Source organism: Microbacterium sp. BK668 (assembly GCF_004362195.1).
Classification (GTDB): Bacteria; Actinomycetota; Actinomycetes; order Actinomycetales; family Microbacteriaceae; genus Microbacterium.
Genome location: NZ_SNWG01000001.1, coordinates 672,374 through 690,657, shown reverse-complemented (window position 1 = coordinate 690,657; position 18,284 = coordinate 672,374). Strand labels below are relative to the sequence as shown.

Genomic DNA, 18,284 nt, shown 5'->3' with positions numbered 1-18,284 from the left:
ATCAGCGCTCCTCTCGGAATTCGACGTGCTTGCGGATGACCGGGTCGTACTTCTTGAGCACGATGCGGTCGGGGTTGTTGCGGCGGTTCTTGCGCGTCACGTAGGTGTACCCCGTGCCGGCGGTCGAGCGCAGCTTGATGATGGGACGGACGTCCTGAGCCTTCTTGGCCATCAGAGCTTCACTCCCTTCGCGAGGAGGTCCTTGACGACGGACTCGATTCCGCGGGCGTCGATGACCTTGATGCCCTTGGCGGACACGTTGAGCTTGATGTTCCGTCCGAGCGACGGCACGTAGTACGTCTTCTTCTGCACGTTCGGGTCGAAGCGGCGCTTCGTCCGGCGGTGCGAGTGCGAGATGTTGTGACCGAAGCCGGGAACCGCTCCGGTCACCTGGCACACAGCAGCCATGGTGATGTCTCCTTCAATACCGTGGAGCCGGACGGCTCCACCCAAGATCCCTTGTCTGCGTTCCGCACACACGCCGTGACGACGCCCGGGGATTCCGGTCGTCGAGCGAGCGAAAGCGAGACGAAACGCGAACTGCGTGCTGGAGTGCGCGCAGACAAAGGATCAGTCTAGCACGGGAGCCGCCTCCCTCCCGACGCGCGCTGGCCCGCCGCCGGATCAGCCGCGACGCGGCGCCATATGCGAGGACGGGAATGCTTCCTTCGACGGGCTCCCCTTCACAGCCCGGCGAAGCGCGGTCCTTTGTCCACAGCTGACAAAGGATCTGTCGAAACACCCCATGTAGCTGACATTCTGGTCGCCTCCCCAGGGCGACCTCGACGAAGTGTGAGGAAACGATGGACGTATCGCCGATCGATGCGCCGCAGTGGCCGGCCTCTCCCGAGCTGCTGGCCGACCCGCACCTCTGCCCGGTGTGCTTCCAGGACGTACGTCCGCCGGCATGTCCCTCGTGCGGCTTCGTCTTCACGGATCGGAGGGCCGGACGCGTGCTCGACCTGGGACGGCAGGTGGCGCAGATCGAGGCCGAGCGGCGCCGCACGATCGAGTCGATCCTGGTCTCCGGTCGTGAGGCCGCGCGGCGAGCCGAGGCGCTCGCCGCCGCCGAGAGGGCGGCGGAGCGCCGGACGGCTCAGGATGCCGCGGCCCGAGCGCAGCTCGTGACATCGAGGCGGCCCGCTCCCTCCTCGCCGAGCCCGGGCGGACGATCCGTGACCCCGCCGGCTCTGTCGCCGCGCTCGAAGGCGGGGGCGGAGGACCTGCCCGACTGGCCGCCGCCCGCCGTGCCGGCGGATGACGCTCGTGCCCCGCGCGGGCCCCGGCGCCGCTTGAGCGTCCCGGTGCTGCTGCTCATCGTGGGGGTCTCGCTCGTCGGCGTCGCGGCCGTGTTCTTCCTCCTCGTCGCCTGGTTCGTCGCGGGCATCGCGGTGCGCGCGCTCATCATCGCGGGTATCACCTTCGCCGCGATGGGCGCCGCGTCGTGGCTGCGCAGGCGATCGCTGACGGCGACGGCGGAGGGCACCGCCGTCCTGGGCGTCGTGCTGCTGGCGCTGGACGCGTGGGCGGTGAGGGCGAACGACCTCTTCGGCGCCGGCGCGGCGGAGGCGGCTGTCTTCGTCGGGGCGTCCGCGCTCGTCGTGGGCGCCGTCTGCCGCGCCTGGGCGGTCGTCTCCACGCTGCGCGCCCCCGACCTGGCCGCGGCGGTGGCTCTGCCCGTCGGTGTCGGAGTGCTCGTGAGCGGACTTCTCGACGCGGCCCCCGCGGAGTCCGTCGTCGCTGGGCTTCTCGGGGCATCCGCGGCCGGGCTCGCCCACGCCCTGCCCGTACCGTGGTCCTCGGCCAGGCCAGGTGCCGACGCGGTTCCCGAGCGGGTCGCTCTCGCCGTCATCGGCGTCGTGGCGCTGCTCGCCGCGGCCGTCACGACCGGGCTCGCGATGGTCGGCGAGGCGGCGATCGTCTGGTCGGCGATCCTCTCCGTCGCACTCGGCGCCGCGCACGCCGTGCTCGCCCGCCCCACCGCCTCCACGGACCTGCCCGGGTCGCGGGCGTTCGCGGGCGTCGCGTCGAGCGTCGCGGTCGCGGCGGCGGGAACCTTCGCGTGGCAGCTCGCGCTGCGCACCGGCGATCCGGTCTTCGCAGTGCTCGTCGCACCTGTCCTCGCCGTCGCGGTCGCCGTGGTCGTCGACCGGCTTCGCGTGCGCGGCGGGCTCGCTGCAGCGGGGATCACCGCCGCGGTCGTCGGCGGCGTGTCCCTCGCGGCCGTCCTGGTGCGCTCGTGGGTCGAAGCGGGGCAGGTGATCACCGGCTCGTGGGTCCCGTGGCGGACCGGAGCCTTCACGCTGCCCGCCACCTCCGCCGAGCTGCCGTATCTCGGGCTCGTCACCGCGACGGCGATCGCGGCCCTGCTCTTCGCGGCCCCCACGCTCGGCCGCCCCGTCGTCGTGCAGATCCGCCCCGTCGTCGCGGTGCTGCTGATCGTCTCCGCCGCCGCGCGGTCGGGCGTGCCCGCCGTCGCCGTCGGTGTCGCGGTCGCTGCCACCGCCCTCTGCGTCGTCGTCCTGAGCCGTTCGCAGGCCCGGGCCGGGTGGCTGGCGGCCGGCGCGGTAGCCGCCGCATCGGGGTTCGTCCTCGCGACGGCCGCCCCGTGGCTCTGGTTCGCCGCGGCCGGCGTGGCGATGGCGGCGCCCATCGCCGACCGCCTCGTGCTGCGGGCACGGGACGAGGCGGGTGCCGCGCTCGCCGTTGCGTCCATGGTGGTCGCCACCCTCGCGTCCATCGTCGCCCCGGCTCCACTCGCGGTGCTGGTGGGCGTACCGACGGTGGCGGGGGAGATCCTGCTCGGATCGGCGCTCGCGCTGGTGCAGTGGGTCGCGCTCGCCGCTCTGGCAGCGGCCCTCCTTCTGCCGCTCGACCGTCTCAGTCGGGCGGCCGTGACCGTCGGCGCCGAGCTCGTGGTGGCCCTCACCCTCGTCGCGACGGTCCTGCTCGAAAGCGGCGCGCGCTTCGCCGGGCAGGAGTCCGACGCTCTCCTGCGAGCTGCGCTCGGCGAGCCGATCCTCGGACTCGTCCGCGGTTGTCTGCTCGTGGCGGGGCTCGTCGCGGTGGTCTTCTCCCGCCGGCGGTCGGCCCTGCCCGCCACGGCTGCTGCCGGGCTTGTCGCGCCCATGCTCGCCGCAACCACGCACGCCGGGCTGGACGTCGCGGGAGCCTCAGACGCCGCCTGGGCACCGCTCGTGCCGCTGACCGCGGCGGTCGTGGTGGTCGTGCTCTCTGCGTGGGGGTCTCTCGCCGGCCGGCTGGGCGAGGCATCCCGACCGCTCCGTCGGGCCGCCGACTTCGGCGCCGCCGCCACCGCAGCCGTCGTGACGCTGTCCATTCCGCCTGCATGGGCCTGGGCCGCGGCGGCGCTCGCCGCCCTCGGCTTCGCCGGCGTCGCCGCGACGCGCGGCTGGGCGGGCGTACGGGCGACACCCGAGGACGATGTCTTCTCCACGCGGGCGGCCGGCGCACCCCTTGCCGAGGCGCCCAGACGCCTGTTCGTGTGGCCGGCGGCTGTCACGGCCACCCTGGCCTGGTGGTCGTGGCTCGGTGCGGGCACACCGGATGCCGCCTTTCCGGTCGAGACGGGCGCCGTGCCGGTCGGCGTCGCCCTGGTCGCGCTCGGGGGAGCGCTCGTGTACGTGCGGCGGCGGACCGAGGCATCCGTCGCCGTCGGCGCCGGCCTCGCGATCGGCCTCGGCGGTCCTGCACTTCAAAGCCTCCAGGGCGATGGATGGCGCGGACCCGTGGTCGCCGCCGTGGCGGCGGCGGTCTGCCTCGCGCTCTCGTTCGCTCCGCTTCGTCGCGTGCGCCCCACCGCGCCGGTCGGCGCCGCTGTCGCCCTTCTCTGGCTCGCGCTCATCGCCGTCGACCGCGCCGCGGGGGGCGGGGGATGGGATGCCGCGTGGCTCCTGCTGCTCGTCGCCGTCGCGCTGGGCTCGGCCGTCGGGCATGCCGGCACGGTGCCGCGGCGCGCGGCGTCCCGCCTCTACGCCGAGCTCGCCCCGCCGCTCGCGATGATCGCCGGGGCGGCGACGGTGGGGCTGACGGCCGACAGCGCGGCGGTCGTCTGGATCGCCCTCACCGTCTTCGCCGTCGTGCACATCGGCGCGGCGCTCGTCGGTCGCACACCGCTCGGGGCGGGGAGCCGATGGGCGGCACTCGCCGGCGCGGCGCTCGCCGCGCTGGCGTCGCTCGGCCTCGGCGTGCTCCCCGAGGTGGAGGCGGCGACGCTTCCGGTCGGCGGCATGATCCTCGCCGGGGCGGTGACCGCCGCCGTGCGCGGGCGCCGGCGGGGCGGGGAGTGGCCGATCACCGAGAGCAGGGTCTGGATCGCCGGGCTCGTCGTCGCGACGGTGCCGAGCCTGCTCGCCCCGGTCGATCCGGTGCGCGTGTGGCTGTTCCTCGCCGCCGCGCTCGCCGGGGCGGCTGCGGCATCCATCGCTCCCGTCCCCGGCCGGTGGCGCCTGCGAGTGCCGAGCGCGCTCGTCCTCGCGGGGGCGGCGGTCGCGATGGGCGCCCGCGCCCTCGCCGACCCGCTCCTGGCGAGCGCAGACGCCGCCGCCGCGACGGCAGGGGCGGGCGCCGTCGCGATCGCCGTGGTGCTGGCCTCGACGGCCGCCGCCGATCGCACGGCCCGGCACCCGATCGCACTGGCCGGCGCCGGAGCGGCCCTGCTCGACACGGTCGTGCTGCTGCGCTTCGACGGCGCGCTTCCTGCCGCAGTCATCGCTGCGGTGGCCGGGGGAGCGGTGACGATCGTCGGAGCCTCGACCCTGGGACTGCCGCGATGGCGCGGTGTCGGCGGCATCCTCGCCGTCGGCGGGCTCGCGCTCGTGTGGGCGGTATGCGGCATCCGGTTCTGGGTCGTCGCGACGCAGCCCGGTGCGGAGCCCGACCTGTGGGCTCTGGCCGCAGGCGGGATCACGGTCGCGGCCGCACGTGCAGCGGTGCGCGCGGCGCCGAGCCGGAGGATGGACCTCGGCGCCGGCGCGGTGCTGGCGGCGACGACGGCGGGCTTCGCGCTCGCCGAGACGACGCTCCTCGTCACGCAGGACGCCTTCGTCGATGCTCGCGCGGTGCTGGCGATGTCGGTGCTCTCCGCGGCGGCCGTCGTCGGCCTGCTCCTACGCGCCCGCCTCGGCTGGAGCCCCGCGATCGCCGCGATGGTCTCGGCCGCGGGCTTCGGCCTCGTCGCGATCTTCGCCTTCGGCGTGACGCCTGTGGAGCTCGTCACAGCACCGCCCGCCGCGGCGGGGCTTGCCTATGGCGCGTGGAGCCTCCGGCGTCACTCCGGGGCCAGGTCGTGGCCCCTGCTCGGACCGTGGATCGTGCTCCTGACCGTGCCCTCCCTTCTTCACGACGCGGGCGGATCCGAGCTGTGGCGGGTGGTCGCACTCGGGGTGACCGCGCTGGGTCTCGTCGTGGCCGGCGCCGTGCTGCGGCTGCAGGCGCCCCTCGTGCTCGGGTCTGCCGTGCTGCTCATCCACGCCGCCGCGCAGCTGTGGCCGTGGATCTCGGCGGTGTACATCGCCGTGCCGTGGTGGCTGTGGCTCGGCATCGGAGGCGCTGTCCTGATCTTCCTCGCGGCGACCTACGAGCGCCGGGTGCGGCAGATGCGGGCGGCCTTCGTGTCGGTGGCGAGTCTGCGCTGATCGGCGATCGACGCCGGGTTCTGCAGAACGCCTTCGATCCGGCGGCGGCCGCCGCGCACCAGCTTCTTTCGGGCCCCTTGCGGACGCGATCGAAGGAGTTGTGCTGCGAGCCGGTCAGAGCTCGGCGGCTCCCCGGCCCCAGCGGAAGGCCGACACCGTCGGGTCGCCCGGCACCCAGAACCGCCACGGGAACGCCGCCGTTCCGGCGTGGCCCGCCACCCCGACCCGCGGCCCGGTCGCGATCGCGTCCAGCGGCTCGGTGCGCAGCTCGAGCAGGGCCACGGCACCCGCGCGGGGCTCGCCGGTGACGGCGTCGATGCCGTCGTGGATCGGATGCCGCAGCCCCACCGCGTCGCCGAGCCGGCCGGGTCCGCGCGCTAGGTCGCGAGGCGTCCGCGCCGCAGGCCGGCGGTGGTGCGCGGCATCCATCCCCTTCACGACCTCACCGCCGCGGAGGAGGATTCCGCCCGCGATCCCCTCAGGGCCGCACACGACGTTGACGCACGAGTGGATGCCATGACTCAGGTAGACGTAGAGGTGGCCCGGCTCTCCCCACATGGTGGCGTTGCGGGCCGTCGGCCCCATGCGGGCGTGCGAGCCGGGATCGGCGACCACCCCCGTGCCGAGGCCGTGATAGGCCTCGACCTCCGTGAGCCGCACGGCGACCTCCTCGCCGCCGACCTCGGTGCGGAGGATGCCGCCGAGCAGCTTCGGCGCGACGTCGACGGGCAGCCCGACGAGGTCGTCCCGGCGCGCGGGACGATGCTCCGCGATGCCACCGGTGCTCACTGCGGCGGAACCCGGCACCACGACGAGTCGAACGCCGACAGTGCGACGACCTCGTCGCCGGTCGCGATCTCGGCGATGTGCGTCTCTACGCGCTCCGGCAGCGGGAGGAGGTATCGGTCGTAGGGGTTGTCGATGATGTCCGGCGCGACCGACGTCGCGACGTAGCGCCCGTTGGGGGAGACGCAGGTCCGGATCACGGCGTCCGTCACAGGCACTCGGGAGACGACCGAGCTCGCGCCGTCGTCGGCCACGAACGCCACGATCGACGCTCCCGGGATGCCGTTGTCGTCGAGCTCGGCGTACAGTCGCACGGTTCCTCCGCCCGGAACCGGCACGACGCTGCGCAGCTGCCCGTAATCCGAGTCGGGCGCGGGCAGCGGCTCCTCCGTGCCGTCGGCCAGGTCGACCGCGAGAAGGCCGTCGGCCCGGTCGACGATCGCCGTCGAGCCGGCGACGCCGTCGAGCGTCACGGCGGTGCCCAGGGTCGCGGCATCGGATCCCGTCCGATCCGTGAGCCACAGCGCGCCGTCGAAGCCGACGAACAGCAGGCGATCCGTCTCGGGCACGAAGCGCCACCGGACGACCCGGTTGTCGGCGCCCTCGACCTCGACCGGCTGTGGCTCGGCGTCGGGGTCCTTGAGCGAGGCCGTGAAGAGCATGCTCTCGCGTCCGCCGTCGGCGCTGATGGTCGCGTCCGTGAAGGTGTAGCCGATGAGCTCCCCGCGGTCGGCGCTCTGGAGGTTGGTGACGGCGCCCTTGCCCGGAAGCGGGAGGACCCGCTGGTCGTCGCCGTCGAGGTCGGTAACGAGAAGCTGCGTGGTCCCGTCCATCGGATCCGTCCCCTCGCCGTCGCGTACCGAGACGACGAGGTGCGACGACGTGGCGCGGTAGTCCTCGATGTGCGCGTGCCGGAACACGGGGATGGCCTCGTCGCCGGACAGATCCGTGCGGAAGATCGTGTCCTCCTCATCGCCGCGCTGCAGGAGGTAGAACGACTCCTTGCCCGTGCGGAAGGTCTGCGTGATCGTCGTCTCGGGTCCGCCGCCGAGGCCGCGCACGCCGGAGATCTCCACGGTGTACTTCGTCTCGTCCCACAGCGGATGGGCGAAGCGGATGCCGACGCTGCGGCCGGAGGTGTCCACCGCGAAGGGCGTCGCGGGGGTGATCACGACCTGTTCGGGCTGGACCTCGGCCAGCGCCTGCGTGGTCGTGACGATGAGGCGGGAGCCCGAGGACGCCACGGCGGCGGCGGGATCGACCTGGGCCTCGGTCACACGCGGACCCTGCGCCGTGCTCGCGGCGGCACCCGCGAGGCCCGCGACGAGCAGCACGCCGACGACCCCCGCGAAGGCGAAGCCGAAGGCGCGACCACGGCGCTTGCGGGCGCGGGCGCGGCGCGTCGGCGCGGGGCGCGTCGGGGCAGGGCGCGTCGGCGCAGGGCGCGTCGGCGCAGGGCGATCCGCCTCAGTACTCATACGGGTCCCCCGGCTCGTCGATGAGCTCCACCGAGTCGGCGACGATCGCGAGACTCCCGTCGGTGCTCGAGCGGACGGTTCCGGTGACCGTGACCCACTGGCCCGTCGTCGGGGACTGCCGGCCGGTGCCCGCCGCGTCGACCGGGATGCTCGCCGGCTGCGCGTCGATGACGCAGTGCGTGATGATCAGGCGGGTGAGATCGAACCCGTCGTCGCCGGGAGTGACGAAGCCGGTGAGCGTGACGGGATCGCCGTCGTAGGCGTCGGGGTTCGTGGCGGTCGCGAACACCGTCGACCACTCGCCGATCCCGAACTCGGCGGTGTCTCCCGTCGTGGCGAGGGCCACGGCATCCGCTCCCGCGAACAGCGGGGGGGCGTCGATGTCGCGCGACATCGCCAGCTCGGCGGACAGCGATGCGGGCGGGGCGACGAGGGCGACGAGGACGAAGACGGATGCCGCGACCCCGCCGACCGCGGTGGCCACGACGGCGAACGGGTTGCGGCGATGATGCTCGTGGCCCTCGTGCGCGTGCTCGTCGTCCTCCGCGCCGAGCGGCAGGGCGAAGGTGAGGGCGGCGCCGACCAGCACGACGACGGCCATCGTGACGGCGAACCAGGTCGAGTCGGGGTTGAGGTACAGGCCGAGACGCCCCGTCGCCGCGAGCGTCAGCGTCATGACGGCGAGGGCCGAGGCGAGTCCGACTCCGAGCCAGCGGTTGACCAGCGCGCGGCGCCGGTGGGCGCGCGCCGCGGCGGCGGAATGCTCAGACAAGGAGGTTCACCGCCGTCCCGATCGCGAAGGCCGAGAGCACGACCACGACCACGAGCCCCACCAGGACGCGAGTGGTGAAGGTCGTGCGCAGGAGCGCGAGCATCTTGACGTCGACGAGCGGTCCGACGAGGAGGAACGCGACGATCGACCCGGGCGTGAAGGTCGAGGCGAACGACAGCGCGAAGAACGAGTCGACGTTCGAGCAGATCGACACGACCATCGCGAGGAGGATCATCGCGATGATCGACAGGGCGGGGTCGGATCCGATGGCCAGGAGCGCATCGCGCGGGATGAGCACCTGCACCGCGCCGGCGAGCATGGAGCCGATCACGAGCGCGGGGAGCACGGCGCGCAGCTCGATGATGAACTGGGCGAGGCTCCGCCGGCCCTTGCCGCCCGGCTCGTGCACCACGAGCTCGCAGGTGTCGCGGAAGCGCTGCGTCAGGAGGCTGTCGGGATCGGGGTGGCGGCTGTAGAGCCAGCCGATGAGGTTCGCGATCGCGTAGCCGCCGAGGATGCGGGCGACGAGGATGCCGTCGTCGAAGCCGAACGCCTGATGCGTCGTGATGATGACGATCGGGTTGACGATAGGCGCAGCGATGAGGAACGTCAGCGTCTCGGGCACCGAGAAGCCGCGCATCAGGAGACCGCGGGCGAAGGGCACGTTGCCGCATTCGCAGACCGGCACGATCATCCCGAGGAGGGACAGCACGGCGCGTCGAGCCCATGCCGTCCGAGGCATCCACCGCTCGATGACCCCCGGCGGCACCCACACCTGCACGGCGATCGACAGCACGACTCCGAGCACGACGAAGGGGAGGGACTCGATGAGGACGCTGAGGGCGAGCGTCAGGCCGTCCTGCGCACGCGTGGGGAGCGCGACGGGATAGAGCGCGGGCGCCAGGGCGTCGATCGCGAAGAGGAGGCCGAGAAAGCCCACGCCGATGGCCAGCCAGACGATCGTGCGCCCCGCAGCGGAGGGTGCGGCGACCGCCGGCGGCTCAGTCCGCGTCACGCTCGCCTGCGCGGGCGGCCGTGCATGCCGCGCAGAGTCCGAAGATGTCGACGACGTGCTCGGCATCGGTGAAGCCGTTGGCCGCCGCGGTGGCTCGGGCCCACTGCTCGACGTCGGATGCCTCGATCTCGACGGCGATGCCGCACGAGCGGCAGATGAGGTGGTGGTGGTGACCGCGGGTCGCGCACGCCCGGTAGAGGCTCTCACCCTCAGGGCTCTGCAGCGAATCGGCGTCGCCCTGGGCCGCGAGACCCGCCAGCGCCCGGTAGACCGTCGCGAGGCCGATGCCCGTGTTCTCGCCGCGCAGCGTCGCGTGCAGGCTCTGCGCGCTCACGAAGCCGCGCGCGTCCACGAGAGCCTCGCGGACGCGCTCGCGTTGCCACGTGTTGCGCTGAACCATGCCCGGATTCTACCCGCGGGGCATGGGAGCACCCTGGGCGCGGGTCCCCGCGACGACGGCGGCCGGGGCATCCTCTCGCGTGCGTTCCACCCGTCCGCGCCGCGATCCGATGATGCGGCACACGACGTAGATGACGAACGAGATGGTCGTGATGTAGGGACTCACGGGAAGGGTCCCGGCGACGGCGAGGAGGATGCCGGTGACGGCCGAGAAGAAGCCGAAGAGCGCCGAGAGCAGGGGGACCGAGAGCGGGTCGGATGCCACCCGCATGGCCGCAGCCGCGGGCGTGACCAGCAGCGCCATGACGAGGAGGGCGCCGATGATGTGGACGCTGACGGCCACCATGAGCCCGAGCAGCAGCATGAATCCGAGTGACACGGCGGTCGTCGGCACGCCGCGCGCGGCAGCCGACTGCGGGTCGAGCGAATCGAAGCGCAGCGGCCGCCAGATGGCGAGCAGGGCCAGGAGCACGGCGGCGCTGATGACGATGAGCCAGCCGAGCTGACCGGTCTGCACCGACACGATCTGCCCCGTCAGCAGGCTGAAGCGATTCGCGGAGCGGCCGTTGTACAGCGACAGGAACAGGATGCCGAGGCCCAGCCCGAAGGGCATCAGGACGCCGATGATCGAGTTGCGGTCGCGCGCCCGCGCGCCGAGGACCCCGATGAGCGCCGCGGCGATCAGCGACCCGACGATCGAGCCGGTCACGACGTCGATCCCGAGGAGGAGGGCCGCTGCGGCGCCGGCGAACGACAGCTCGGAGATCCCGTGCACGGCGAAGGCCATGTCGCGCTGGATCACGAAGACGCCGACGAGCCCGCCGACGAGCCCCAGGACGGCTCCCGCGACGATCGAGTTCGCGACGAGGCCGAGGATCTCGCCGTAGTCGGCGAGCCCCCCGAACATCGCGTCCCACACGTCCCGCCAGCTCATGCGTGGGCCCCCGCTCCGGGTTCGTCGTGGAGATCGTGGTGATGGTGGTGGTGCGACTCCTCGGCGTCGGGCGCTCCGACGACGACGAGCCGGCCGCCGGCCCGCAGGACGTAGACGGGTGCGCCGTAGAGCGCCGAGAGCGTGTCGGAGTTGAGCACCTCGTCGGGGGTGCCGAGGGTGAAGCGACCGCCCGCGAGGTAGAGGATGCGGTCTACCGAGCCGAGCACGGGGTTGATGTCGTGGGTCACCAGCAGCACGCCGGCGTTCGCGGTGCGCCGGTGCCGGTCGATGAGCCCGATCACGGCCTGCTGGTTGGCGAGGTCGAGGCTCGTGAGCGGCTCGTCGCACAGGAGGAGCCGAGGGTCGTCGGCGAGGGCTTGCCCGATGCGCAGGCGCTGCTGCTCGCCGCCGGACAGTTCGCCGACCGGCCGATCCGCGAAGCCCCTAGCCCCCACCGCGTCGATGAGGGCGTCGACGCGAGCCCGGTCGCCCTTGCGCCGGAGCGGGAAGCCGAACCGGTGCCCGTCGACCCCGAGCGTGACCAGGTCCCGCCCGCGCAGCGGCGTGTCGCGCGCGAGCGGCCGCTGCTGCGGGACGTAGCCGATGCGCCGGCTGCCTCGGGCGTGCACGGCGTCCCCGAGAACGGTGATCGTCCCCTCGCTGAGCTCCTCGAGTCCGAGGATGGCGCGCAGAAGCGTCGTCTTGCCGGAGCCGCTCGGCCCCAGCACGGCGATGAGCTCGCCGGGAAGGACCTCGAGGTCGAGACCTGCCCACAGCTCGCGCCCGTCGCGGCGAAGTGCCGCACCCCGGATCGCGAGCGCGGGGGACGAGGCATCCGTCATGCGCCGACGGCCTTTCCCAGAGCGTCGATGTTCCGCTGCATCCACTCGACGTACGTCAGGGAGTCGGGGACCACCTCGGAGAACTCCAGCACGGGGATGCCGGCCTGATCGGCTTCGTCGATGACGGCGTCGGTCTCTGCGCCGCCGGTCTGGGAGTTCACGATGACGGCGCGCACATCGCCCGAGCGGATGAGGCCGAGGCCTTCCAGAAGCGTCGCGGGCGGGACGTCCTGGCCCTCCTCGACAGCCTCGCTGAACGCCTCCGGCGCGACGTTCTCGAGGCCCGCAGCCCCGGTCAGGTAGAGCGGCACGGGTTCGGTCACGAAGATCGGCGTGCCGCCGTGCGCCGCGTCGAGGGCCGCGAGCTCCGCCTCGAGCTCCTCGATCGACGCGGCGAAGTCGGCGGCGTTCGCCTCGAATGCCGCGGCGTCGCCGGGGCGGAGCGCACTGAGCTCCTCTGCGATGGCCGCCGCGAGGTGGCTCATCGCATCCAGGTCGTACCAGACGTGCTCGTTGAACCCCTCGACATGGTCGTGCCCGTGGTCGTCGCCGGCGTGCGCGCCATCCTCGTCGGGGTGCTCCTCGCCGCCGTGGTCGTCGGTCGGCTCGCCCGTCGCGCTGGCGTCGGCGGGCTCGCCCGTGGCGTCTTCATCGTGGTGGCCGCCGTTTCCCGGCCAGTCGTGGGAGTACTCGGCGGCCGTCAGCACCGGCGCGTCGATGCCCGTCGCCTCGAGGAGTCCGTCGATGAACGCGTCGTAGCCGCCGCCGTTCTCGATCACGAGGTCGGCGCGGGAGACCGTCAGCTGATCCCGCGCGCTCGCCTCGTAGGAGTGCGGATCCTGCGCCGCCGAGTCGATGATCGCCGTCACGTCGACGGCATCCGCACCCACCGCCTGCGCGATCTGGCCGTACACATTGGTCGACGCGACGACCTGCACGCGCCCGTCATCGCCGGCGGAGGTGCCCGTCGTCGCGCATCCTGCCAGGACGAGAACGGAAGCCGCGGCGAGCGCGGCGAGGGTCGTCGATCTGCGGGGCATGCAGCCATCGTACGGCTATTGATAATCGTTCTCAAACCGACCGCCGCGGCGGCGAGGCGAGCCCCGGCGCGGCGTCAGTCGAGCAGGAGCGCGGGCTCTTCGAGCACCGACGCGATGTCGGCGATGAAGCGCGACACGCCGTCGCCGTCGACGACGCGGTGGTCGAACGAGCCGGACACCGTCGTCACCCAGCGAGGGCGCACCTCGCCGTCGACGACCCACGGCTTCTGCCGGATCGCTCCGAGCGCGACGATCCCGACCTCACCGGGATTGATGATGGGGGTGCCGGCGTCGACCCCGAAGACGCCGATGTTCGTGATCGTGATCGTGCCGCCCTGCTGGTCGGCGGGCGTCGTCCTGCCCTCGCGGGCCGTGAGCGTGAGCTTCTCGAGCGCGCGGGCGAGCTCCCGGGTGTTGAGATCCTGGGCGTCCTTGATGTTCGGCACGAGGAGTCCCCTCGGCGTCGCGGCCGCGATGCCGAGGTTGACGTAGTGCCGGACGCGGATCTGCGCGCCTTCGTCGGTGTCGATCCACGCGGCGTTGACCATCGGCGTGCGCCGCACGGCCCAGATGACGGCGCGCGCCATGATGAGCAGCGGAGACACCTTGACGTCTGCGAAGTCCGGCGACGCCTTGAGCCGCTTGACGAGCTCCATCGTGCGCGAGGCATCGACATCCACCCACACCGAGACGTGCGGGGCCGTGTAGGCGCTCGAGGTCATCGCGTTCGCCGTGGCCTTGCGGACTCCGCGGACGGGGATCGACTCCTCGCGATCACCGGCGGGCTCGGCCGGTCGCGAAGGCGCTGCCGCAGGCACCGTGGCCGGCGCCGCGACGGCGATCGTCTCCTCACGCACCTCCGGCCACGCCGGCGTCTCGATGTTGCGGAAGACGCTCGCCTGCGACGCGTGCCTCACGACGTCGTCGCGCGTGACCTCGCCTGCCGGGCCGCTCGGCGTGACGGCCGACAGGTCGACGCCGAGGTCGCGGGCGAGCTTGCGGATGGGCGGCTTCGCGACGACTCCGACGGATGCCTCGACCCGCTCGCGCGGCGTCACGGCGGGCTTCCGGCGGCGGGACTGGACAGAGCCGCCGGTGCCGTAACCGACGAGCACGGCGCCGCCGGCCTCCGGTTCGACCGGCGCGCCGTGCTCGCTCTGACCCATGACGCTCGGCCCCGCGGGGGCCGCGGCATCCGTCCCCTGCGCGCGGGCAGCCGGCGCGATGGTGATGATCGGCGCGCCCACCGCGACCGTCTCGCCCTCGGCGGCGAGCAGGTCGCCGACCGTGCCCTCGAAGGGGGAGGGCAGCTCGACCAGCGACTTGGCCGTCTCGATCTCCACGATGACGTCGTCGACGGCGACGGGGTCGCCGGGGGCGACGCGCCACTGCACGATCTCGGCCTCGGTGAGGCCCTCGCCGACATCGGGGAGGAGGAAGGTCTGCGTGCTCATCCGGGGATCCTTTCAGCCGGACCGTGTTCGTTCTCGAGTCGGCTCCGGTCAGTAGGCGAGGGCGCGGTCGACGGCCTCGAGGATGCGGTCGGCGTCGGGGAGGTACTTGCCCTCGAGCTTGGCGGGAGGGAAAGGGGTGTCGAAGCCCGACACGCGCAGCACGGGGGCCTCCAGCGCGTAGAACGCGCGCTCCATGACCGTCGCGGAGATCTCGGAGCCGAGACTGGTGAATCCGGGCGCCTCCTGGGCGTAGACCATGCGGCCCGTCCGGCGGACGGAGTCGAGGATCGGGCCGTAGTCGACGGGTGAGAGCGAGCGCAGATCGACGACCTCGCAGCTCGTGCCCTCGGACTCGGCGAGAGCCGCGGCCTGGAGAAGCGTCGTGACCATGGCGCCGTGGCCGACGAGCGTCACGTCGGTGCCGCGGCGGACGATGCGCGAGGCATGCAGCGGGAGGGCGCGGGCCGTCGTGTCGACCTCGCCCTTCGGCCAGTAGCGGCTCTTCGGCTCGAGGAAGATGACCGGATCGGGCGAGGCGATCGCATCCTGGATCATCCAGTACGCGTCGTTCGGCGTCGATGGGCTCACGACGCGCAGGCCCGGAGTGTGCGTGAAGTACGCCTCGGGGCTTTCCTGGTGGTGCTCGACGGCGCCGATGTGACCGCCATAGGGGATGCGGATGACGACGGGCATCTGCAGCGCGCCCTCGTGGCGATAGGTGATCTTCGCCAGCTGCGACGTGATCTGGTCGAACGCCGGGAAGACGAAGCCGTCGAACTGGATCTCGCACACGGGCCGGAAGCCCGCCATCGCGAGCCCGATCGCGGTGCCGACGATGCCGGACTCGGCGAGCGGCGTGTCGATCACTCGGCGCGGGCCGAACTCCGCCTGCAGGCCCTCCGTCACACGGAAGACGCCGCCGAGCGGGCCGATGTCCTCGCCCAGAAGGAGCACGCGGTCGCTCTCGGCGAGAGCGCGGCGCAGCCCCGCGTTGAGGGCGCGGCTGAAGGGGAGGTTCTCGACGCCCGAGGGCGCGGGCGTCGTCCCCGCGCCGGTCACCGCGCCGCCGGTCACCGGACCCGTCGAAGTGTCGGTGGTGGTCATGAATCCTCCCCGAAGGATGCTTCGTACTCGGCGAACCACTGACGCTGCTGATCGACGAGGGGATGCGCCTCGGAGTAGACGTTGTCGAACATCGTGTCGACCGGGATCGTCCCGAGCTGCGTCGTGCGGATGCGTGCGTCATCCGCGACCGCCTCGGCCTCTGCCTCGACGTCGGCGAAGAAGGCGTCGGAGGCGCCGCGGCCGCGGAGGAAGGCGTGCATGCGCTCGATGGGATCGCGCCGTGCCCACGACCGCTCCTCCTCGGAGGTCCGGTACTTCGTCGGGTCGTCGCTGGTCGTGTGGGCGCCCATGCGGTAGGTCAGCGCCTCGATCGCCCGAGGCCCCTGTCCGGCGCGCGCCTCGTCGAGCGCGACCTTCGTGACGGCCCAGCTCGCGATGACGTCGTTCCCGTCGACCGGGATGCTCGGCATCCCGTAGCCTGCGCCGCGCTTGTGCAGCGGCGAGCGCGACTGCGTCGCGACGGGCACCGAGATCGCCCACTGGTTGTTCTGCAGGAAGAAGACCTCGGGGGTCTGGAAGCTCGCGGCGAAGACCATCGCCTCGTGCACGTCGCCCTGGCTGGACGCGCCGTCGCCGTAGTACACGATGACGGCTTCGTCGCGCTCGGGGTCGCCGGTGCCGCAGCGCCCGTCGAAGACGAGCCCCATGGCGAGGCCGGTGGCGTGCAGCGTCTGAGATCCGAGCACGAGCGTGTAGATGTGCGTGTTGCCGTTGCGCGGATCGGTGGGGTCCCAGCCCCCGTGGGTCAGGCCCCGCATGACCCGGATGATGTCGATGGGGTCGACGCCGCGGATGCGCGCGACGACGTGCTCGCGGTACGACGGGAAGATATGGTCCTGCGGGCGGGCGGCCCGCGCGGAGCCGACCTGGGCGGCCTCCTGGCCGAGGCTCGGCGGCCACAGGGCGAGCTGGCCCTGACGCTGCAGGTTGGTGGCCTGCCGGTCGAAGGCGCGGATGAGGACCATGTCGCGGTAGAAGCCCTCGAGCTCCGCGTCGGTCAGCGCCTCGACGAGAGCCAGGTAGGGCTCCGCGGCGTCGGAGGGCGTGAGTGTGCCGTCGGCCGCGAGGATTCGGACGACCGCGGAGTCCGCGGGCGTGGAGGTGTGGGTGGGAACCGAGTCTTCGGTCGGGGTCACCTGTCTACGCTAGCGCTCGCCCCGGATGGCCTTCTGGGAGGGTCTGGACAATGGATGCCGCGATGCCTAGGACCTTCTCCACAGACTCATGCTCGCCGACGGATATGCGGATGCCGTCACCGGCGAACGGCCGGACGACGAGGCCCGCCTCGATGAAGCGCTGGGCGACCTCGAGGGTCTCCTGCCCGGCGTGGAGCCAGACGAAGTTGCCCTGAGCCTCGGGGACCGCCCAGCCCGCGTCGCGAAGCCCGGCGGCCAGTGCGTCGCGGCGCTTCGCGATCACCCGGACCCGGTCTAGGAGCTCCGCTTCGGCGTCGATGCTCGCGAGCGCCGCGACCTCGGCGTGCGCCGTGACGGACAGGGGGATCGCCGTGGTCCGGGCGGCATCGAGGATTCGCGGATGGCCGATCGCGTAGCCGACGCGCAGGCCCGCGAGGCCGTAGGCCTTGGAGAACGTCCGGAGCACCACGACGTTGGGGTGGCCCTCGCCGCCGAGGACGCGGAGCCCGTCCACGGCGGCCGCGTCGGTGACGAACTCGGCGTAGGCCTCGTCGAGGATGACGAGCACGTCATCGGGGACCTTGGCCAGGAACGCCTCGAACTCGTCGTGCCCGACGACGGGCCCGGTGGGGTTGTTGGGGCTGCAGACGATGACCACGCGCGTGCGCTCGCTCACGGCGGCCGCCATCGCGTCGAGGTCGTGCCGGGCGCCCTCCGCGAGGGGAACCTGCACGGGGCTCGCGCCCGCGATGAGGACGAGGCCGGGGTAGGCCTCGAACGAGCGCCAGGCGTAGACCACCTCGTCGCCCGGGCCCGCCGCCGCGAGGATGAGCTGGGCGAGGATCGACACGCTCCCCGCGCCGATGTGCACTTCGTCGGCGCTCACGCCGAACCGCTCCGCGAGGCGCGCCCGCAGACGGCCGGCCGTGGCATCCGGATACCGGTTCAGCGCGGTCGCCGCCTGCACCGCCTCCAGGACGCCCGGCAGGGGATCGAACGGGTTCTCGTTGCTCGACAGCTTGTAGGCTCCGGGCCCGGCCTGCGTGCCCTGCTTGTAGGGGGGCAGCGCGGCGATCTCGGGTCGGATGCGGACGGGGGCCTCGGTCACGCTTCCGAGTCTAGGAGCGAGGCGGTGCGCACGCCCCCTCCGCGCAGCGCTCCGCACCGCGTGAAGGCTCGGGGCGCCTGGGCGCTGCCGCGAGACGGCGGCCCGTGCGAGACTGGCCGGACTATGGGCTTCCTCATCCGCGTCGTGGTCAACGCCTTCGCCATCTGGGTCGTCACCCTCATCCCGGCACTCCAGGTCACCGTGATCGCGTTCCCGCCCGGAGAGACCCTCCAGTACGTGCTGACGCTCCTGATCGTGGCCGCGATCTTCGCGGTGGTGAACACCATCATCGGCACGATCATCAAGATCATCTCGATTCCGCTCTACATCCTGACGCTGGGCCTGATCGGCCTTCTCATCAACGGCTTCCTCCTGTGGCTCACCGCCTGGATCACGAGCTTCTGGAGCTGGGGGCTTCGCGTCGACGACTTCTGGTGGGGCGTCGTCGCGGCGCTTGTGATCACGATCATCAACTGGGTGGCCGGCATCTTCCTCCGCCCCAAGCGCCGCGACTGAGCATCGTCCTCCGCCCCAGGCG

16 protein-coding genes are annotated in these 18,284 nt (G+C 72.6%); 2 read left to right on the top strand and 14 right to left on the bottom strand.

The window, feature by feature from the left end:
• Position 1: 1 nt before the first annotated feature.
• Together rpmG and rpmB are read right to left on the bottom strand one after the other, a co-directional pair.
• The gene (gene rpmG, locus EV279_RS03035) at positions 2 to 172 is read right to left on the bottom strand and encodes a 50S ribosomal protein L33 (RefSeq protein WP_005051772.1); all 171 of its coding nucleotides are present in this window, start codon (positions 170 to 172) and stop codon (positions 2 to 4) included.
• Positions 172 to 408: a 50S ribosomal protein L28 gene (gene rpmB, locus EV279_RS03030; RefSeq protein ID WP_047543954.1), complete on the bottom strand. Its 237-nt coding sequence runs from the start codon at positions 406 to 408 to the stop codon at positions 172 to 174. Before rpmB ends, rpmG begins: the two co-directional genes overlap by 1 nt.
• Positions 409 to 803: 395 nt before the next feature.
• Here rpmB and EV279_RS03025 point away from each other — a divergent pair, with 395 nt between their 5' ends.
• Positions 804 to 5,657, top strand: coding sequence for a hypothetical protein (locus EV279_RS03025; RefSeq protein WP_133541448.1), 4,854 nt, complete (start codon positions 804 to 806; stop codon positions 5,655 to 5,657).
• A gap of 114 nt (positions 5,658 to 5,771) precedes the next feature.
• On the opposite strand, the gene EV279_RS03020 is transcribed toward EV279_RS03025, so the two are convergent.
• The 12 genes from EV279_RS03020 to EV279_RS02965 form a co-directional block, all read right to left on the bottom strand.
• The gene (locus EV279_RS03020) at positions 5,772 to 6,431 is read right to left on the bottom strand and encodes a DNA-3-methyladenine glycosylase (protein ID WP_133544538.1); all 660 of its coding nucleotides are present in this window, start codon (positions 6,429 to 6,431) and stop codon (positions 5,772 to 5,774) included.
• Between the two features lie 11 nt (positions 6,432 to 6,442).
• Positions 6,443 to 7,921 (bottom strand): hypothetical protein, encoded by a 1,479-nt coding sequence (locus EV279_RS03015; protein WP_243728411.1) that lies wholly within the window; start codon positions 7,919 to 7,921, stop codon positions 6,443 to 6,445.
• The gene (locus tag EV279_RS03010; RefSeq protein WP_347876847.1) at positions 7,911 to 8,693 is read right to left on the bottom strand and encodes a TIGR03943 family protein; all 783 of its coding nucleotides are present in this window, start codon (positions 8,691 to 8,693) and stop codon (positions 7,911 to 7,913) included. The genes EV279_RS03015 and EV279_RS03010 overlap by 11 nt, the downstream gene beginning before the upstream one ends.
• Positions 8,686 to 9,633: a permease gene (locus EV279_RS03005; RefSeq protein ID WP_243728593.1), complete on the bottom strand. Its 948-nt coding sequence runs from the start codon at positions 9,631 to 9,633 to the stop codon at positions 8,686 to 8,688. The genes EV279_RS03010 and EV279_RS03005 overlap by 8 nt, the downstream gene beginning before the upstream one ends.
• A gap of 61 nt (positions 9,634 to 9,694) precedes the next feature.
• Positions 9,695 to 10,108, bottom strand: coding sequence for a transcriptional repressor (locus EV279_RS03000; protein ID WP_133541447.1), 414 nt, complete (start codon positions 10,106 to 10,108; stop codon positions 9,695 to 9,697).
• Positions 10,109 to 10,117: 9 nt separating this feature from the next.
• The gene (locus tag EV279_RS02995; protein ID WP_133541446.1) at positions 10,118 to 11,041 is read right to left on the bottom strand and encodes a metal ABC transporter permease; all 924 of its coding nucleotides are present in this window, start codon (positions 11,039 to 11,041) and stop codon (positions 10,118 to 10,120) included.
• Complete coding sequence (locus EV279_RS02990) at positions 11,038 to 11,883, bottom strand: metal ABC transporter ATP-binding protein (RefSeq protein WP_133541445.1); 846 nt, start codon at positions 11,881 to 11,883, stop codon at positions 11,038 to 11,040. Before EV279_RS02990 ends, EV279_RS02995 begins: the two co-directional genes overlap by 4 nt.
• Positions 11,880 to 12,923 (bottom strand): zinc ABC transporter substrate-binding protein, encoded by a 1,044-nt coding sequence (locus tag EV279_RS02985; protein WP_133541444.1) that lies wholly within the window; start codon positions 12,921 to 12,923, stop codon positions 11,880 to 11,882. The genes EV279_RS02990 and EV279_RS02985 overlap by 4 nt, the downstream gene beginning before the upstream one ends.
• A gap of 74 nt (positions 12,924 to 12,997) precedes the next feature.
• Complete coding sequence (locus EV279_RS02980) at positions 12,998 to 14,377, bottom strand: dihydrolipoamide acetyltransferase family protein (protein ID WP_133541443.1); 1,380 nt, start codon at positions 14,375 to 14,377, stop codon at positions 12,998 to 13,000.
• Positions 14,378 to 14,425: 48 nt separating this feature from the next.
• Complete coding sequence (locus tag EV279_RS02975; RefSeq protein WP_243728410.1) at positions 14,426 to 15,481, bottom strand: alpha-ketoacid dehydrogenase subunit beta; 1,056 nt, start codon at positions 15,479 to 15,481, stop codon at positions 14,426 to 14,428.
• Complete coding sequence (locus tag EV279_RS02970; RefSeq protein ID WP_133541442.1) at positions 15,478 to 16,638, bottom strand: thiamine pyrophosphate-dependent dehydrogenase E1 component subunit alpha; 1,161 nt, start codon at positions 16,636 to 16,638, stop codon at positions 15,478 to 15,480. The genes EV279_RS02975 and EV279_RS02970 overlap by 4 nt, the downstream gene beginning before the upstream one ends.
• Before the next feature lie 4 nt (positions 16,639 to 16,642).
• Positions 16,643 to 17,746, bottom strand: coding sequence for a histidinol-phosphate transaminase (locus EV279_RS02965; RefSeq protein WP_133541441.1), 1,104 nt, complete (start codon positions 17,744 to 17,746; stop codon positions 16,643 to 16,645).
• 123 nt (positions 17,747 to 17,869) lie between these two features.
• Here EV279_RS02965 and EV279_RS02960 point away from each other — a divergent pair, with 123 nt between their 5' ends.
• Positions 17,870 to 18,262, top strand: a complete 393-nt coding sequence (locus tag EV279_RS02960; RefSeq protein WP_133541440.1) for a phage holin family protein — start codon at positions 17,870 to 17,872, stop codon at positions 18,260 to 18,262.
• The last annotated feature ends 22 nt before the right edge of the window (positions 18,263 to 18,284 follow it).